At 42.6% G+C, this 15877-nt stretch carries 20 protein-coding genes, 1 tRNA gene and 1 pseudogene; 13 read left to right on the top strand and 9 right to left on the bottom strand.

The genetic code is table 11. The features are described 5' to 3' along the window. Window positions 1-65: 65 nt before the first annotated feature. Both WJU16_RS03640 and WJU16_RS03635 read left to right on the top strand, forming a co-directional pair. Entirely contained in the window at window positions 66-947 is an 882-nt protein-coding gene (locus WJU16_RS03640) for a DMT family transporter (RefSeq protein ID WP_341836963.1), read from the top strand. A 93-nt stretch (window positions 948-1040) separates the two neighbouring features. Continuing rightward, a tRNA-Pro gene (locus WJU16_RS03635) sits at window positions 1041-1114 on the top strand. 730 nt (window positions 1115-1844) lie between these two features. Here the strand turns inward: WJU16_RS03635 and WJU16_RS26005 are convergent. The 3 genes and pseudogenes from WJU16_RS26005 to WJU16_RS03625 all read right to left on the bottom strand — a co-directional run. Further along, a pseudogene (locus WJU16_RS26005) lies at window positions 1845-2630 on the bottom strand (recombinase family protein); the annotation flags it as partial. Window positions 2631-2640: 10 nt separating this feature from the next. Next, window positions 2641-3057, bottom strand: coding sequence for a recombinase family protein (locus tag WJU16_RS03630; RefSeq protein WP_341836962.1), 417 nt, complete (start codon window positions 3055-3057; stop codon window positions 2641-2643). Window positions 3058-3285: 228 nt separating this feature from the next. Beyond that, window positions 3286-4755, bottom strand: a complete 1470-nt coding sequence (locus WJU16_RS03625; RefSeq protein ID WP_341836961.1) for a recombinase family protein — start codon at window positions 4753-4755, stop codon at window positions 3286-3288. Window positions 4756-5797: 1042 nt separating this feature from the next. Here WJU16_RS03625 and WJU16_RS03620 point away from each other — a divergent pair. Genes WJU16_RS03620 through WJU16_RS03570 form a run of 11 tightly spaced genes read left to right on the top strand, consistent with a single transcriptional unit; the run spans window position 5798 to window position 12046 of the window. Continuing rightward, window positions 5798-6178 (top strand): single-stranded DNA-binding protein, encoded by a 381-nt coding sequence (locus WJU16_RS03620; RefSeq protein WP_341836960.1) that lies wholly within the window; start codon window positions 5798-5800, stop codon window positions 6176-6178. A 44-nt stretch (window positions 6179-6222) separates the two neighbouring features. After that, window positions 6223-7296 carry a DUF932 domain-containing protein gene (locus tag WJU16_RS03615; protein WP_341836959.1) on the top strand — a complete coding sequence of 358 codons (1074 nt, stop codon included), beginning with the start codon at window positions 6223-6225 and terminating at the stop codon, window positions 7294-7296. A gap of 53 nt (window positions 7297-7349) precedes the next feature. Beyond that, window positions 7350-7523, top strand: coding sequence for a hypothetical protein (locus tag WJU16_RS03610; RefSeq protein WP_341836958.1), 174 nt, complete (start codon window positions 7350-7352; stop codon window positions 7521-7523). Window positions 7524-7526: 3 nt separating this feature from the next. Beyond that, a complete protein-coding gene (locus tag WJU16_RS03605) occupies window positions 7527-7724 on the top strand; it encodes a hypothetical protein (protein WP_341836957.1) in 198 nt (65 codons plus the stop codon). Window positions 7725-7766: 42 nt separating this feature from the next. After that, window positions 7767-8150, top strand: coding sequence for a hypothetical protein (locus WJU16_RS03600; RefSeq protein ID WP_341836956.1), 384 nt, complete (start codon window positions 7767-7769; stop codon window positions 8148-8150). 43 nt (window positions 8151-8193) lie between these two features. Further along, the gene (locus WJU16_RS03595) at window positions 8194-8532 is read left to right on the top strand and encodes a penicillin-binding protein (protein WP_341836955.1); all 339 of its coding nucleotides are present in this window, start codon (window positions 8194-8196) and stop codon (window positions 8530-8532) included. A gap of 33 nt (window positions 8533-8565) precedes the next feature. Continuing rightward, window positions 8566-9093 (top strand): PRTRC system protein E, encoded by a 528-nt coding sequence (locus tag WJU16_RS03590; RefSeq protein WP_341836954.1) that lies wholly within the window; start codon window positions 8566-8568, stop codon window positions 9091-9093. A gap of 32 nt (window positions 9094-9125) precedes the next feature. Beyond that, window positions 9126-9344: a PRTRC system protein C gene (locus WJU16_RS03585; RefSeq protein WP_326991489.1), complete on the top strand. Its 219-nt coding sequence runs from the start codon at window positions 9126-9128 to the stop codon at window positions 9342-9344. A gap of 19 nt (window positions 9345-9363) precedes the next feature. Next, window positions 9364-10518, top strand: coding sequence for a hypothetical protein (locus WJU16_RS03580; RefSeq protein WP_341836953.1), 1155 nt, complete (start codon window positions 9364-9366; stop codon window positions 10516-10518). 11 nt (window positions 10519-10529) lie between these two features. Further along, complete coding sequence (locus WJU16_RS03575; protein ID WP_341836952.1) at window positions 10530-11243, top strand: PRTRC system protein B; 714 nt, start codon at window positions 10530-10532, stop codon at window positions 11241-11243. Continuing rightward, a complete protein-coding gene (locus tag WJU16_RS03570; RefSeq protein ID WP_341836951.1) occupies window positions 11240-12046 on the top strand; it encodes a PRTRC system ThiF family protein in 807 nt (268 codons plus the stop codon). Before WJU16_RS03575 ends, WJU16_RS03570 begins: the two co-directional genes overlap by 4 nt. A 310-nt stretch (window positions 12047-12356) precedes the next feature. On the opposite strand, the gene WJU16_RS03565 is transcribed toward WJU16_RS03570, so the two are convergent. The 6 genes from WJU16_RS03565 to traN all read right to left on the bottom strand — a co-directional run bounded on the left by WJU16_RS03565 (window position 12357) and on the right by traN (window position 15859). After that, window positions 12357-12806, bottom strand: coding sequence for a response regulator transcription factor (locus tag WJU16_RS03565; protein ID WP_341836950.1), 450 nt, complete (start codon window positions 12804-12806; stop codon window positions 12357-12359). 21 nt (window positions 12807-12827) lie between these two features. After that, on the bottom strand, window positions 12828-13058 hold the full coding sequence (locus tag WJU16_RS03560) for a hypothetical protein (RefSeq protein WP_341836949.1): 231 nt from the start codon (window positions 13056-13058) through the stop codon (window positions 12828-12830). Window positions 13059-13458: 400 nt separating this feature from the next. Continuing rightward, complete coding sequence (locus WJU16_RS03555; RefSeq protein ID WP_298938992.1) at window positions 13459-13737, bottom strand: molybdenum ABC transporter permease; 279 nt, start codon at window positions 13735-13737, stop codon at window positions 13459-13461. 198 nt (window positions 13738-13935) lie between these two features. Beyond that, entirely contained in the window at window positions 13936-14370 is a 435-nt protein-coding gene (locus WJU16_RS03550) for a DUF3872 domain-containing protein (protein ID WP_341836948.1), read from the bottom strand. Between the two features lie 12 nt (window positions 14371-14382). Next, window positions 14383-14853 (bottom strand): conjugal transfer protein TraO, encoded by a 471-nt coding sequence (locus tag WJU16_RS03545; RefSeq protein WP_341836947.1) that lies wholly within the window; start codon window positions 14851-14853, stop codon window positions 14383-14385. 103 nt (window positions 14854-14956) lie between these two features. Beyond that, window positions 14957-15859: a conjugative transposon protein TraN gene (gene traN, locus WJU16_RS03540; RefSeq protein WP_341836946.1), complete on the bottom strand. Its 903-nt coding sequence runs from the start codon at window positions 15857-15859 to the stop codon at window positions 14957-14959. Window positions 15860-15877: the final 18 nt, after the last annotated feature.

The following is a 15877-nucleotide window of genomic DNA, read 5'->3' as shown; positions in this document are numbered from 1 at the left end:
GAGATCGTAATTCTTTCTAAAATACCGGTTTTTTTCCGGAATCCGTTTTCTAGTTTTAACCTGCTTTGGAAAACCGTCGTATACAATTGATTGTCGCGGGGATCGTTTTCGCCTTTCTCTGGGCATCCGCCGCTGCCGCCACGAAACTGGGTTTGCGTGCGGTGCAGCCTTTTGTGTTGTTTGTACCGCGCTTTTTCCTGGCGGCAGGCATCATGTTGTTTTTGTCGCACGGGGTGTTGAAGAAGCGCCTGCCGCGCGGAAAGGAGTGGAAGCAGGTGGCGGTGTACGGGTTGTTCAACGTTTCTTTGTACCTGGGTATTTATGTGGTGGGGATGATGGAAGTGTCTGCCGGGCTGGGAGCGCTGGCTACAGCCACCAATCCTGTTTTTATCAGCCTGATGAGCTCCATCTGGCTCCGCAGGCCATTGCAGCCGGTAACGATATTGAGCCTGGCGCTTTGTATGGCGGGGATCGGCGTGGCCGCCTGGCCGTTGCTCGCCGATAGTTACGCGACGCCCCTGGGGCTGGGGCTTGTGTTGTTCAGTATGATCACCTATTCGATCGGTGCATTATACTTCACCGCCAGCAAGTGGGGGGACCTTCATATTTTCACGATCAACGGCTGGCAAACCTTATTCGGCGGGATTTTTCTTTTCCCGGTGATGATCGGCTGGTATGAACCTGCGGCCAATGATTTCAATATGCTCTGGCTGCTGTCGATGCTTTGGCTGGCGGGCCCGGTTTCGATCGTGGCGGTATTGTTGTGGCTGTTCCTGTTGAAAGATAACCCCGTGAAAGCTTCCTTCTGGCTGTTTCTCTGTCCTGTTTTCGGTTTCGCCATTTCGGCGGTGCTCATGGGAGAGCCTTTGAGCTGGTGGACCTTCGCCGGTGTGATGCTCGTGGTGGGGGGATTGTACCTGGTGCAGCGTGCCCGGGATAAAAGTTAAGGCGCCTGGGAACCGGTATAGTGGCGGGTTTGAAGGGAGTTCTAAAAATATTTTTGAAATTCGATTTTCATAGCGTAGATTTGCGACCCCGTACGGGATGTAGCGCAGCCCGGTAGCGCGCTTCGTTCGGGACGAAGAGGCCGCTGGTTCGAATCCAGTCATCCCGACTTGACGGGACAAAGTAGAAAGATCTACTTTTGTCCCGTTTTTATTTTGTCGTAACTTCTTATTAATCAGATTGATGTATTGAATGAAATCGTTACGCCGGGCGGTTCGAACTTTGCTTTCCTCAAAAACGATTTTTTCAGGGTAAATTGAACCAACATCTTTTCTTATCTCGGATAAACATCCGTCTTTTAGCGCTTCCTTTATTTCAAATACCCTTTTAACCCCTCGTTTTATAAGGATTTGAACATTATCAGCATCATTATTCATTCGTGTCAATTGTGACTCCAGCATTGATATTTTTGCACTGTACTGTGATTTCATATCACGATAGTCATCGGCGTCTATTTGACGTGTTGCAAGGAGGTCCCTTGTGTGTGAAAGTCTATCTTCAAAATCCTTTATTTGAAGCAGAATTTCTTTCTTTTCAAATTGAACTTCATTCGTCTTATTAAGGTACTCCTTGATGATCAATTCCTGATAAAATGCCATGTCACCAATTTCAGGAACGAAGCTCGCAAGATCTTTCAAAATAGCTTCGTTCACTATTTCTGCATTTGTTCTATGCTTACACGCGCCAACACAGTGATAATAGGAATAGTATTTTGTACGGCCTTTAGACTTGCTTCCTGTTAATAATTTTTCACATTCAGGACAGATCAAAAATCCGCGCATTGGAAACTCATCAAGGGTTTTGACCTTTGGACGGTAGCTTCTTCCTCGGCCATCAAGGATATCCTGCACCTCATAATATAGTTCCTCCGATATAATGGCTTTATGTTGTCCTTTTACAAAACGACTTTCTTCATCCTTGAATTGAGGGATGAAAATCTTACCACAGTAAAGAGGGTTTCGTATTACCTGCCAAAAAGCATTTTTGCTACATTTCAACCCTTTTTCTTTAGCCCGCTTCCATATCTGCTCCGTATTGAAGATACCCTTTGCTATTTCTTCAAAGGCCCATCGTAGTATCGACGCATCAGGTTCCAGTGGGGCAATATATTTTTTCCCGTTTTCCTCTGTCTTATTAATGTAAGCAACGGGTGCAAGACCCATATAGCGCCCCTCTTTACGCGCCCTTCTCATGCCAAAGAAAACATTCAAGGCACGCCTGTCGTTCTCCACTTCCGGGGCGGCAAGGTAGAATGCCAGCATCATTTTGTTTTCCGGTATGGAAAGATCTAATGGTTGCTCTATCGCCTGTGGTTCCACGCCAAATCCACGCAGCACGTTAATCATCTGATAAGCATCACCAGCATTACGACTGAACCGATCCCATTTAGTGAACAATATCAGATTAACATTGCTTTTTTTCTTTTTCAGACCTTGTATCAAACTTTTCCATTGTGGCCTGTTGAAAGACTTTGCAGAATGATCCTCGTATATAACGTTACGAATCATGATGGAATGGCTCTCACAATATTTGCGCAGCATCTCTTCCTGGTTTCTCTGGGAGTACCCCTTATCGGCTTGCTCGTCGGTACTTACCCGAATGTATAAATCAGCAATATTTACCATGATCTATAATTTAATTGCCCTTTATCGGTTGGCTAAATAACCTACCAAATAATTGTTCAGTTGTCAAATCTTGAAGTTTACTCCTGTCAGCGCAGAAACAAAAATCCACATCGTATAGCCCTTTGAAACGTTCTTGCTCTGTTGCAAACAACGCATAATTCCTTCCTATGCGAGATGAATCTACACTTATCAGAAGTTGGGCTCTTCCAAGATTGTTGCTTAGATAAACCTCCAATTCCTTCCAGCCTTTTCGATTGAAATTATTTCCGGATGAAACATCCCAAAAGACATTTACTAACTCAATATTGTTCTTCAAACAATACTCTTTAATAGTCGCCTTTTGTCGAATAAGCGAATCGAAATTTCCCATTTCGATTTTCGCAGCCCGCAAATAGGACACCGCTCGCTTTCTTATACTTCTCTCCATATCTTAGTGTCTTTGTTTGGCACTAATTTACGTTATTTGGCCGACAGAAATAGTTGTTTAGCTGTAATATTAGAAGGCAAGGATTACCCATAGTGGGTTTTGAAAGCCAGGAAGGTTAGTGAGAGCGTGTTTGGCCACAAAAAAAGCATCCCTTCCAGGATGCTCTAAATGATGAAAGCAAAAAGATAAAACTGTTGAGGTTCTTTTGGAAGATCCTGACCTTACACATTATCTAAGATGATAACTATAACTCAATGCTACGTTTACTTTTCCCACTGAAAAAACATTCCCATTAAAGGTTAGTTTATCAGGGTATATCATGTTTACGATGGCTCGTACATCTTCATTATTCCCTTCTCTTAATATCTTATCCAACCTCATGAGGTTCTCCAGTCCCGATGAAAGAAGCCCGTCCAGACAAGGAACTTTTGCGTTAAGGCCATCGAGTTTTATATTTAACTGCTCGATCGTGGAACTGTATTGAGCTTTAAAATCGTTGTAATCCGATGCCTCTATCTTATCCGTTGCAAGAAGGTCTCTGATGTGGGACATTCTTTTTTCATATTCATTTATCTGGCCCAAAACCTGTTTTTTTGAGACCTGAATATCATTTGTCATTTCGTAATAAGTTTCGCACACTATCCTTTGATAAATATCCAATATGTCTTTTTGGGGTACGTATCTTTTCAGCTCATCGTCGAAAGCCTTTGTTATTTTTTCAGAATTAATCCGATGTGAACATCCTCGGTAACAATGGTAGTAAGTATAATGCCGACTTCTTCCTCTTGATTTACTTGCTGTAAGCAGCTTTCCGCATTCGGGGCATATAAGAAAGCCTTTCAGGGGAAATTCCCGCTGCGTCTCAATCTTTGGTCTGTATTTTCTACCACGACCGTCCAAAACGTCCTGCACACGATCAAACAATTCTTCTGTAATAATAGCCTCGTGTTGCCCCTGTACAAAATAACTTTCCTCATCCTTAAACCTGGGAATAAAAATCTTTCCACAGTACAACTGATTCCTGATCAATTGCCAAAAGGCATTTTTGCTACATCTGAGACCTTTATCTTTTGCCTTTTTCCAAATCTGTGCAGTATTGAAAGCCCCTTTGCCTATATGTTCAAAAGCCCATAAAAGAATTGATGCGTCAGGTTGTTTTGGAGCGATGTATTTATTGCCTGTCTCATCAACTTTGTTCTTATAACCCACCGGAGCAAGTCCCATATAACGACCTTCCTTCTTTGCCCGTCTCATTCCGTAAAAAACGTTGAGGGCACGGCGGTCATTTTCAACTTCAGGTGCGGTAAGATAGAATGCCAGCATCATTTTATTCTCCGGTATAGATAAATCTAAAGGCTGCTCAATAGCCTGCGGCTCAACGTTGAGGTCACGCAGCACATTTATCATTTGGTAGGCATCGCCGGCATTGCGGCTGAATCGGTCCCATTTTGTGAACAAGATCAGGTCTATCCGATTTCTATGCTTTTTAAGTTGCTGAATTAATTTCTTCCATTCCGGCCTGTTGAAAGATTTTGCGGAATGATCTTCATAAATAATATTACGGATCTCGATAGAATGGTTGTCACAATATTTCCGTAACATTTCCTCCTGGTTTCTTTGCGAATAACCTTTGTCCGCCTGCTCATCGGTGCTCACGCGGATATATAGATCAGCGATAGGTTCCCTTTCCTTTTTCATCTCTCTAAATATTTTACGACCACAATCCTGGCCAGTTTCTTTAAAAACAACAACAGCTTTGCTGCATCCTCACTGCTCATTCCCTTAGCCTCTCCATTAAACATTTTAATGAGTTTTTCAGGTGTCACCTTGCTATTTGAGAAACTGTTATTCATCTTATTCACTACTCTTGACAATTATGGAAGGTTTAAATTATCAAAGAGTTGTGGCGGTTTTTCAAATGTGGCATTGAGTGGAAGTATTTGGCTATCCGGGACGCCTCATAGAACTGTAAAACGCGGTTTTATGGATTAGCCTGGTTCTTAGGAAGCACTTCAATTGGGTATTTATATCAAATAAGCATTACCCTCATTTTATGGTTTGTTGCCTGCGTTCAGATTTTAGCCTTATTGTCTTTCCTATTCCTTTACAAAGAATTGAAATCAATTTCACGATCAATTGCGAGACTTCTTCATTAAAACCAGGGAAAGCAGCATACGATTGCAACAACTACCCATCATTCCATATTTTCCATTTTGAAGCGATAATACCTTTCTATAAAAACGCTCCTTCATTTTCAAATATCTCCCCTCTGTTGTGTGGCTTTTACAGCCACAAACTTTAAAAAAAGGGTTAGAAAATTTAACGAATTGGTTGTGTTGTTTTGATACACTCCAGGCCGTTTCCTAATGCCTTTTTCACTGCTTCCACGGATTTTTTTATTCAAGAGCCAGTATGCTGTTTTTGTTTCGTTTCAAGAGCAAAGGTATGACCGTGTTCTTAACGGGGGCAAAAGGTCGTGCAAGTTTGGAAAAAAATCTCCACCCCTTGGGTAGTATTTTTTCCCAAAACCTTGTGCCTCCTAAACACTAACCTTTCCTGCTCGTGAAACGAAACATAGCATACTCCGGCTCTTTACACGAATAAAAAAAATGTCAGAAGTGAAAAAATACAGCATTGGAAACGGCAACAAAGTGAAACGAAACAGCACCTCCTCTCATTGCCGAATAAATCAAAAAAAATCAGACAAGAACAAATTCAATAACGCTAAAAATCAACAATCATGAACATCACTGGAAGACTGACAAGGGATGCGGAAGTACGCACAACGTCAAACGGCAAACAGGTAGTAAACTTTTCCGTAGCGGTAAACGACAGCTACAAGAACAAACAGGGCGAGCGAGTTGAGCAAACCGCCTTCTTCGACTGCTCATACTGGATAACCCCGAACGTGGTGAAGATGCTCACCAAAGGGCTACTGGTGGAACTCACAGGCAGGGTAAGTACAAGGGCGTGGGTAAGCAAGGACGGAGAGCCAAAAGCAGGGCTAAACTTCCATACCTCCAACATCAAACCGCTTGCAGGAGGTAGAAGAAGCGAAACGCCACAGGCTACTACGGAACTGAACACAGGCAATACACAGGAAGACGACCTACCATTTTAAACAGCAATCAATCATTTTTTTAACAATTCAAAATTTAAAACATCATGGCACATAATCTCAATTTCAACAGCAGAACAGGTAAATACAGTTTCTTCAGCGTTCAGGAAAAAGCATGGCACGGCTTGGGGCAGATCGTACAGGACTATCCCACAAGTGAAGAGGCAATCCGATATGCAGGGCTTGATTACGAAGTCATCAAAAGTCCGCTGTTCACCAAAAGCTCAAACATCATAGAAACTTCACAGGGTATCGAAGTAGGATACGGCGAACTGGACGTTCCCAACTACTTTGCCAACATACGAAGCGACAACAATGCAGTGTTAGGCGTTGTAGGCAAGGATTACCATATCGTGCAGAACCGCGAAGCGTTCAATTTCTTTGATGCCATTGTAGGCGGTGGGGACGGCATCCTGTATGAAACAGCAGGTGCATTGGGCAACGGTGAGCGCATATTTATTACGGCAAAACTGCCCGACTATATACGAGTTGGCAACGGTGATGATATTACAGAAAAATACATCTTCCTGACAACCTCCCACGATGGAAGCGGAAGTATTACGGCAGCGTTTACGCCCATCCGTATCGTTTGCCAAAATACCCTTAACGCTTCGCTTCGCAACATGAGCAACGTGGTACGTATTAAGCATACATCAGGCGCTAAACAACGCTTAGAGGATGCGCACAAGGTTATGGGACTGGCAAACACCCTCAGCAACCAGTTACAGGACATTTTCAACAACTGGACAAAAGTAAGGGTAACGGATAGCGAAGTAAAGAAACTGATACAGCTTGCACTTTGCCCCAACAAGGAAACCCTAGACCTGCTCAAAAAAGGTGCAGAGGAAGAAGTTTCCACTGTGTTCAAAAATACCGTTGATGATGCCTTTGCCTATGCAATGATAAGCGATACACAGCAGATGGAAACCACCAAAGGTACTTTGTTCGGAGCGTACAATGCCGTGACAGGCTACTATCAGAACGTAAGGAACTACAAAGACAGCGAAGCCAAATTACAGAGCATTGTATTGGGCGGTACTGCACAGTTAAAGACCCAAAAAGCCTTTGAACTGTGTACCTCATTCGAGAAAATCGGGGCAGACGCTTTTGAACTCAATTAAGTAACCACGGGCGACCGCCTGAAAAGGTGGTCGCCCTTAAAAAACTTACAGACATGGTACTCGAAACCTTTATAGCAACCGTAAAACACGACAATGGCAAAATTCGAATTAGGGTTGTATCAATGAACGGAGAACAAGGAGTAATCGAACAGATAATGGCAGCAGAAAGATGCCCCCAAAGAGCCATTGTGAAAATAAAAAAGGTTGGTAACAATATAAAACAGTGAGATATGAAAGCGAAATCAATAGACGAAGCAAAAAGTCTGGCTAAAGAAAAGAACCTTGAAGCGCAATACAAGGACAATGCTATATATATCATTTACTGTAATAGAACCAAGTATTTCTATATAGATACGGACAGCTTAATAAGGCTTTGGGAGCGGCTTATAGGCTACTATGAAAATGGAGTTTATACCGCAGCAGAGTAACGGAAACAATTCATAATTAGTAACATTTTAAAAAATACAGCAATGACAGAATATACAACCAATGGTATCATGTTTACTGAGAACATTATATCAATAAACGGTGCTGCCTTTGTGCTGTTTCCTGAACCGCATCACACCAAAGAACAGCTAAAGCAGGCCATAGCGGAAATTAAGGACAACAGGGATGCTGTTTCCATAGGCATAGCCAATGACGAGCAACGGGACGACCTCTATTTAACAACAATATTTAGAAACCCTGCCATCCACCATTTAAGGTGGTACGAGGTAAATGCCGACAAAGACCTGATCAGAAGGGAAAGACAAAAAGGAACACCCCCTGAAACTTATATAACCCTGTACGTACTGCCAAACGTTGAAGCCGTAAGAGAGGCGAACATAAAAAAATACGGTGGCGAAATGCTTTAACGCAAGGCAGAGTTCTAATTATCAAAATTAAAAACGCAAACACATGACACGTTCCAATCTTCATATCAGATTAAGCAACAGCACATCAATTATCTGCGTTGCAGACAGCAGCAGCGCACCTGAACACGGATATATTGTTGAAAATCTATTTGCCCCCCTGTTATTACTCGAAGACAGCGACAAAGAACTCCAATTGCTTTCAGAGCATTGCACAATGGATGAAGGGCGTGTAAATGCAACATACCGCTATACCATAGACCTTACCAAAAAGGAAGTAAGAATGTTTGAGGAACATTATAACTACCAAACGGATACTTTCCGAAAAGGCAAGGAAATCACCGAAAGGTATGATAGCTATTTAAAAACTATCGGGGGTAAATAAAATCAAATTGTACAACATTCAAAATACCAAGCAATGAACGCAAATTTTTTCAATCAGATAGCGCAGATGGAAATCACAGGTGATTTGCATCTGATCATTTCAAAGGGTGTAGATAATACCCTTATTGTTACCACACAGTTAAACAATGAGCATTGCGGAGACGATGCAAAGCACACCATAGTTCCGCTCAATCTAAAGGGAACGGCAGAAGAACTGGACGAGGGATATTTTGAGCGTATAACCGCACCTATTGAAAAGGCTTCGGGCTTAATGGTGAACATGGAAGCCTTTTTAAAGCAATTGGAGGAAGCGCAGAAGCAATCTGCGATGGAGAAGGAAAAAGCAGACAAAGAGCGCAGGGAAAAGGAAGCAAGGGACAAGAAGTACAAAGAAGCAATGACAAAAGCGGATGAACTGGAAATAGAGGGCAAACACCGTGAAGCATGGATGAAAGTACCCGACCCGACCGAATACCCCGAACACGCCGAGGCAATACGCAAACGTAAATCGCAATTGTCCGACAAGTTCGCATCACCGAGCCTATTCGGGCAAGCAGAGTAAAACAAATTGTTCAACGCCAAAAATCAGCAATCATGTTATTAGCAACACAGTTAGAACGCATATTCCTATTTGAAGACAAGGGGCAGGAAATCAGGTTGACAGACCCCGAACCCCAATGGAGCGTACAGGCGGTATTAAATTTCTATTCCAATACCTACCCGATACTCACCACTGCAAAAATATCCGCACCTGCTATCAGGGAAGATACGGTGCAGTACCGTTTTGAGAGCGTAATGGGAACAAAAGGTTAATCCAAAAAATAGTAAAACGATGACTTATGCAACAACATATCATATCGGGTATGATACGCCTACCCAAAGAGCCAAAGCAAAGACGGTTGCACCGCCAGTTGAGCGAGTTCGCAAACTGGATGAACCGTCCAAAGGATACAGCAGAGATACAAAAGGACAAGCGACAGTCCGTACCAATAGCCATGTTGCCAATGGTTTTCTAAAATGTTCCTTCCTGCCAAAGCTGAAAGAAACGGAAACCATACAGGCTTGTGGGAAATCTGCAAAAACGGAGAGGGATTTTTATAAGTCCCTTTCCCAACTTGCCGAGCATTACGCCATACAGCCCATGCAAACGCAGTCTTATGGCTATCCGTACAATATCGCATTGGCATTATGGGACACGCAGGAACGTTTGGGCAGAAACGTAAGGGATTGGGAAGAAATTAAACTCCTACAGGATAGCAGGAAAACATATTTCACGAGCGAGGAACGATACAATACAGGTGCTACATTGTTCTATATTCCCGTAGTGCCTTTGTACCGAATGCTCAAAAAACCAAAAAGGAAATATACCGCACAGCTTTTGTTATCGGTATGTACTTACCTGTACCATGTAGCGGACATACCGTATTACAGGCAGGAAAACAGCTTCCTGTACTGGCAGTACGAGATGTTGAAGGAATGGATAGTAAGTGATGAATATACGGACGAAACGAGCATCTACCTAAGTGAGTTAGAACAGGCTGAATGGATTGGCGACCGCATGGAACAGAAAATTTTCCACCGTGCCAACCTTACATTTTTCGAGCAACGTCTTGCACGGTTTAAAACCGCAGATGCCTTAGACCTCGATTGCTTGAAACTTGCCCAGGAAGCGTTTGAACTATATCAAAGATACCCTCATGAAAATGTATTTCGCAATGCCCGACCCAATGGCGAAGCGGAGGAAGACGACATGGAAAACGTCATTCCAATGGATAAGTACGTTTCATTTTGTGCCGATGGAAAAGGCTGGTTAAATGAAAACCTCGAACAATGCGTAAATACGGATTTACAGGAATACGGGCAAATGGAGGAACCTATTATTATTAAGCGCTTTGACGGAAACGACATAGCGGGCAACAATCTCGATTTTGAAAACCGCTTGTTCATCTTAATGGAGGAACTGGCATACCTACTAAGCAACATTTAAAAACAGGAACGATGAACGATATAACAGCAAACTTCGGAACACTTTACCACCCCCAAAAGGCTTTGGTATTTTATCAAACGAAAGGAACCAACACAGATACCTATGTGGAATACTTCGACATGGACAGTAATGGTACGCCCATCAATGCCCATCCATTGACGGTAAGAGAAGCAAACCAACTGGCAAAAGCATTGAAGACGGCAAAGGAAGAAAAAGAACCCTGCCTGAAAGTTAACGGCATTTTGGGTAACCACGTTTTACACCTTGACCCGCAGAAAGGCATGGCGATATGGTTTACCAAAACCATGAAAAGGGAACTATACTTTACCGAAAAGTTGGGTATTCCCAAAGGAACCGCCCATGTACCGCCGATGCTGTGGGTGGCAGACAGAAACAGCCTGTATGTTTTTGCATTGGCATCCAACCGCAGACCTACCACACGTACAACGCTTTATAATGCGCCATTTTTTAACGTGTACGAAGAAGGAAATGTATGTATGGGGACGGTGGATGTGCGTATTAAGAAAACCGCATCACTGGATGAATTTATCACCGCGTGGGAAGGCTACTTTTTTAATTCCTATTTCAGCCATCTAATGCAGGACTACAATCCGATTAACGGCAATTGTGTAAGCCTTTGGGAGCAGCTTATCGCAACTGGAGATGTATTTCCCAAAGAGGTACTGAAAAAGAGTAACATAACCTTAAACGATTTTTTACAATGAATACAGATAAAATAAAAGTCCATTTTACGGACAGCGATTTAATCAATGCCACCAATCCCGTAACGGTAAACCTTATCGGTGCAGGTGGCACAGGCTCCAAAGTGCTGACAGCCCTGTTGGAGATGAACCACAGCCTTATAGCTTTGGGACATGCAGGGTTGCAAGTTCGTTTATGGGATGACGATATTGTAACAGAAGCCAATTTGGGACGACAGCGTTTTTCGGAATGCGAAACAGGACTGTATAAATCCGTAGCCCTGATAAATCGGGCAAACCGTTGCGAGGGTACAAACTGGAAAGCAGAAAATCGAAAATTTGAAAGAGACAGTTTAGGTAGGTTACCCGAACATGCAGAGGCGAATATTTTTATTACCTGCGTTGATAGCGTAGCAGCAAGATTTGAAATAGCCGATATATTGAAAAAAATGAACAGCGGCAGGTATTATACAAACCATCCAAGCTATTGGCTTGACTTTGGTAATACCCTTTATACTGGACAGGTCATACTATCCACTATCAGGGAGATACGGCAACCCAAGTCCGAGCGATATGAAACAGCAGCCCTCATGCCTTTTGTTACCGAAGAATTTGGCGACCTACTGAAGCAAGCCGAAGAGCAGGACGACACGCCAAGCTGTTCGTTGGCGGAAGCATTGGAAAGGCAGGATTTGTACATAAACGGCTCGCTTGCTCAAATGGGATGTTCCTTGTTATGGAACCTGTTCCGTAAAGGTTTAACACCATACAGGGGATTTTTTCATAATATCGGGGAGTTCCGCACACAGCCCATCCCCATAACCTGACCCGTCCCCGATGGCTATCGGGGCGGGCAAAAAGACACTCCCTTCCGATGGGCGGGGCAGTCTTTTTGCTGTAAAGCGGAGCAACCCCTTTGGTAAAATGTCCCCAATGCACAATATCTCTTTGAACATTTTACAAAAACAGGTTGCGTAATGTTTGTGGGATATTCGTTATCCCTTTCTTTATTCTGGCAGACTTCTTTTCTTTCCCCATAAGCGACCAAAGAAAAGAAGCAAAAGAACGCCGCTGTTATTGCCGACGACCAGGCTACTTTCTTTGGTGAGATGGCGAAAAAGAAAGTAGCAAAGAAACCTAAGATTGTAATCGAAGTTTAAAATAATCCTTTGCCACTTCGCATATACCAGCACTGAAATAACGTCCCCCATCGCAGATGACGCGGATTGCCTTTGCCAGTTCCTGGGGATCTGCGCCTTTCAGGATATATCCGTCGGCCCCATTGCGAAGCATTTGCACCACATCATCTTCATCATCGTTTACACTGAACGCCAAAAATTTCAGTAATGGATATTTTGCCCGTAGTGATTTGACCGTCTCAAATCCATCCATAACCGGCATATTGACATCAACAATACACAGATCGGGGAGCCGTTCACAGGCTTCCATTTTTATCAATGCCAACTGGCCGTTTTCGGCTTCAAACACAGTTTCAAGACCATGATCTTTGAGAAACTGGCAGATACTCTCCCTGAGTAGATCGTGGTCATCTATAATAGCTATTTTTATTATTTTTTGTTCGCTCATAGTTTTCCATTTTTATTTGAGTTAAGACATCTCTTCATTTTTAGCAGCATCATTGAGTAAATCGGTCGTTCGTATATCCCTCACGCTATGAGAGATTAACCAGTCGTAAAATCGCCCGACATCATCGGGCGTAAACCGGATCAATTCGCCATTTTTGAGGGAGATGATAAAAAGGTCAATACACACTGTAAAAGCAGATAGCTCAGAGTCGGGAATGTTCAGGGCGGGATAGTTTTTGCTGCCAGTGTCCATATTCTTGTTTTTTGGGTTTAGTGGAGCACTGTACAAAAAAAAGCGCAGGCAACCACACTTACCGATACTGGGGCACTGGTATGCCTGTCTCCGAATAAGCGAGCGCCCACGCCATAGCATGAGCGTTCTTACTTATTGTCTCGGAGATATAAAAATTACCAGTTTTCAGTATCGAGACTTAAAGCAAAAACACTTTAAGATTTTCAATATATTTCTGCAAAGATACCAAACTCCTCTTTATTTTTAAAATGATGCATCTTTGGAGTGCACACAATTGCCTCGATGTGTAAAAAAGCAGCATTCAGATGCGCCACTGTTTACATTTACAGTTCTATAAGCAAAAAAAAATCGGATACCCTTTCAAGGTATCCGATTTACTTTAAGATTTGTTATCGTATGCTTACCGAGAATTTTGTGTTTCTACGTTTTGAGATGCTTTTTCTTTTGCCTTTTTCTGCCTTGAATAGCTCCATAAAAATAATAACCCAAAAATAATCAGGGCATAAGCTATCCATTTGCCAACCCGTTCAATAAACTTAATGGCAACCGACTTCTCATAAGATGAAAAGCCCTCAGCGCCGGTAGGACTGCGCCGGTAAAATTTCCGCCGATTAATCCAATATCGCAGAACTAAGCCCAACACCAGCGCTATAATACCCAATACCAATGATGCAACCATATTCTTAATCTTTACAATTTCACAAGTATAAATTTAAGAAAATTAATCGCCATTTTCTATTCCAAATGTATTCCATTACAAGACCTTCTGCCGGTGCGGTTCCTGCGAAAAATCAAGTGACAAAAGGCCGCAAACAGCAAAAGTCCTCGATCATAAAATACTTCGGGGACTTTTGTTCGATTTTTATACCCCTCAATTTTAGTCGCTACTATTGAATTGAAAGCTCGCCTGCTTTTCATTACCGAAATTGTCAGAAATCCAAATATCAAAGGATTGCGACACCGCAGAAGCCGATGTATAATATAACCTGAACTGTGTCTGCGGTAATGGGTAGAGATCATTGGGCAGGTATGGCGTTTCATTATAGTATCGTAAGGCTCCTATGCCTTCGAACTGGAAGTATCGGATGTAATACTGGGCGTCACTGAAGTTGCCCGCACGCTGTATGGTAATCCTTATTTCAACGGTCTGTCCGTTCGCCATGTCTGTGGGAACAGGCATCACTTTAACTTCAAACGGGTAATTTTGTTGTATCTCCAATTCGTCCTTATCACAGGATGATAACATGATGGCACTTGTAAAGACCAGGACAAGCATCCACAGAAATTTGCTTTTATTCAATAATCGTTTCATTGTTTGTTCTTTTTAAAAGTTAAACCTTAGTCCAACACCTGCCGATGGACGAAACTGTTTTAAATCCGTACCCCAAAATACTTTGGTACGACCTTGCAGGAGTAGGACAAACCTGTCGGACAGATAGGTTTCAAAAGACAACCGCCCTCCAGCTCCATAGATAAAGTTGTTTTTATCGAGAATTACTGAACCGTCATAAAGCATTGCCTTACTACGGTTGATGGTTTCATAGCCTGCAATGGCTGTAAGTCCTGCATTCAACGTGATGGTCTTTCTTGCATCGCCCAATAACTGAAGACTGTAACCCACCTCGCCCGTATAGGCTTCCAATGGTAACTGCAAATCCCTGTAATCGGCAACCTGATGTGTGTACTCCGCACCCCACAGCCAGTAATTGCCATTCTTTCCGTTTACAGTAAGCATGATATTGAGATAATAATTGTCGCTTACTTCTTTGGACAATAAACCTGCGTTTATTTCCACCCCTTTTGTTTGGGGAGCATACGCTGTGCCTGTACAGCCGTAATGCTTAACATCGAAAGCATTACGGCAAAAATGTATATTCTCATTGTTCTTTCTGTTTGGATTAATTAATCTTTAGGTGCATATCCTTTATTTGCTTCGCGTTTACGAGGTCGGAATTTTCTACCTGTAAGGTTTGCTGCCTGCCGCCGTTCTTTTCAAAGATTTCGATAATCAATACCTTATCATCGGCAATGGTAAATTGGTCCAGCAGGAATACGTTTTGCTCAACGGTGTTACCCGCGATTTCATCCAGTGGTTTGTACAACCGAAGCGGCACCATCGGTTTTTCCTGTACCACCGTGCGCCTGGCTACTTTTTTATCAGCTACCTTAAAGTTCACAAAGTCAATATTGAAAGGAACGTTGCTTTTGTTCCTCAATTCGGCATGGAAATAAAACTTCCCGTTATGAACGTATATGCCCTTTAACAAAAACTGGATGCCATAGCTTTTTGAGCCAATGTGCTTAACGATTCTTTTGTTCTTTTTGTAGATCGTTTCTAATATCAGTCCGGCAAGCGAAGGCGGGTTCTTTCCAAGTTCTTCAAAAAGCACGTCATTACTATTTTCCCTGCTGGATATCTTCTGCATCGTAAGAAGATCATAGTTCATTGTTGGGGGATTTGGACTGTAAAAAACATTGAAGTTGTAAAAACGACCGTCATCGGTGATCACCGAAAAATTAGTTTCTTCATCAAAATCTCTCACAGATGCTTTTACACGTAAGACATTTTCGGCATCCTCCGCTTTACCGGCAATGAGATACTCACTACCCAAGTCCACATATCGGATAGCCGCAGGGAAGATCAGGTGAGAAGTTTTGTTATAGGTAACCTCCATCTGGTAAGGTTCCACCTTACCCATATTTAATTTGGTTGTAGTAGTTGCAGACTGCTGTGCATACGAGTGGAAATGGCCTGCGACAATACAGGTCAAAGCCAATATACTTTTAAACAATATTTTCATTTCTTTCTTATTTATTTA

This window comes from Chitinophaga pollutisoli (assembly GCF_038396755.1).
GTDB lineage: Bacteria > Bacteroidota > Bacteroidia > Chitinophagales > Chitinophagaceae > Chitinophaga > Chitinophaga pollutisoli.
This window is presented reverse-complemented; position numbering and strand designations above follow the sequence as displayed.

Bases quoted from the DNA above. Each gene is read 5' to 3' on its own strand.
- WJU16_RS03595 (WP_341836955.1), top strand. From the start codon at position 8,194: ATGACACGTTCCAATCTTCATATCAGATTAAGCAACAGCACATCAATT.
- WJU16_RS03620 (WP_341836960.1), top strand. From the start codon at position 5,798: ATGAACATCACTGGAAGACTGACAAGGGATGCGGAAGTACGCACAACG.
- WJU16_RS03615 (WP_341836959.1), top strand. From the start codon at position 6,223: ATGGCACATAATCTCAATTTCAACAGCAGAACAGGTAAATACAGTTTC.
- WJU16_RS03570 (WP_341836951.1), top strand. From the start codon at position 11,240: ATGAATACAGATAAAATAAAAGTCCATTTTACGGACAGCGATTTAATC.
- traN (WP_341836946.1), bottom strand. From the start codon at position 15,859: ATGAAAATATTGTTTAAAAGTATATTGGCTTTGACCTGTATTGTCGCA.
- WJU16_RS03550 (WP_341836948.1), bottom strand. From the start codon at position 14,370: ATGAAACGATTATTGAATAAAAGCAAATTTCTGTGGATGCTTGTCCTG.
- WJU16_RS03560 (WP_341836949.1), bottom strand. From the start codon at position 13,058: ATGGACACTGGCAGCAAAAACTATCCCGCCCTGAACATTCCCGACTCT.
- WJU16_RS03575 (WP_341836952.1), top strand. From the start codon at position 10,530: ATGAACGATATAACAGCAAACTTCGGAACACTTTACCACCCCCAAAAG.
- WJU16_RS03600 (WP_341836956.1), top strand. From the start codon at position 7,767: ATGACAGAATATACAACCAATGGTATCATGTTTACTGAGAACATTATA.
- WJU16_RS03625 (WP_341836961.1), bottom strand. From the start codon at position 4,755: ATGAAAAAGGAAAGGGAACCTATCGCTGATCTATATATCCGCGTGAGC.
- WJU16_RS03590 (WP_341836954.1), top strand. From the start codon at position 8,566: ATGAACGCAAATTTTTTCAATCAGATAGCGCAGATGGAAATCACAGGT.
- WJU16_RS03610 (WP_341836958.1), top strand. From the start codon at position 7,350: ATGGTACTCGAAACCTTTATAGCAACCGTAAAACACGACAATGGCAAA.
- WJU16_RS03605 (WP_341836957.1), top strand. From the start codon at position 7,527: ATGAAAGCGAAATCAATAGACGAAGCAAAAAGTCTGGCTAAAGAAAAG.
- WJU16_RS03585 (WP_326991489.1), top strand. From the start codon at position 9,126: ATGTTATTAGCAACACAGTTAGAACGCATATTCCTATTTGAAGACAAG.
- WJU16_RS03630 (WP_341836962.1), bottom strand. From the start codon at position 3,057: ATGGAGAGAAGTATAAGAAAGCGAGCGGTGTCCTATTTGCGGGCTGCG.
- WJU16_RS03580 (WP_341836953.1), top strand. From the start codon at position 9,364: ATGACTTATGCAACAACATATCATATCGGGTATGATACGCCTACCCAA.
- WJU16_RS03565 (WP_341836950.1), bottom strand. From the start codon at position 12,806: ATGAGCGAACAAAAAATAATAAAAATAGCTATTATAGATGACCACGAT.
- WJU16_RS03555 (WP_298938992.1), bottom strand. From the start codon at position 13,737: ATGGTTGCATCATTGGTATTGGGTATTATAGCGCTGGTGTTGGGCTTA.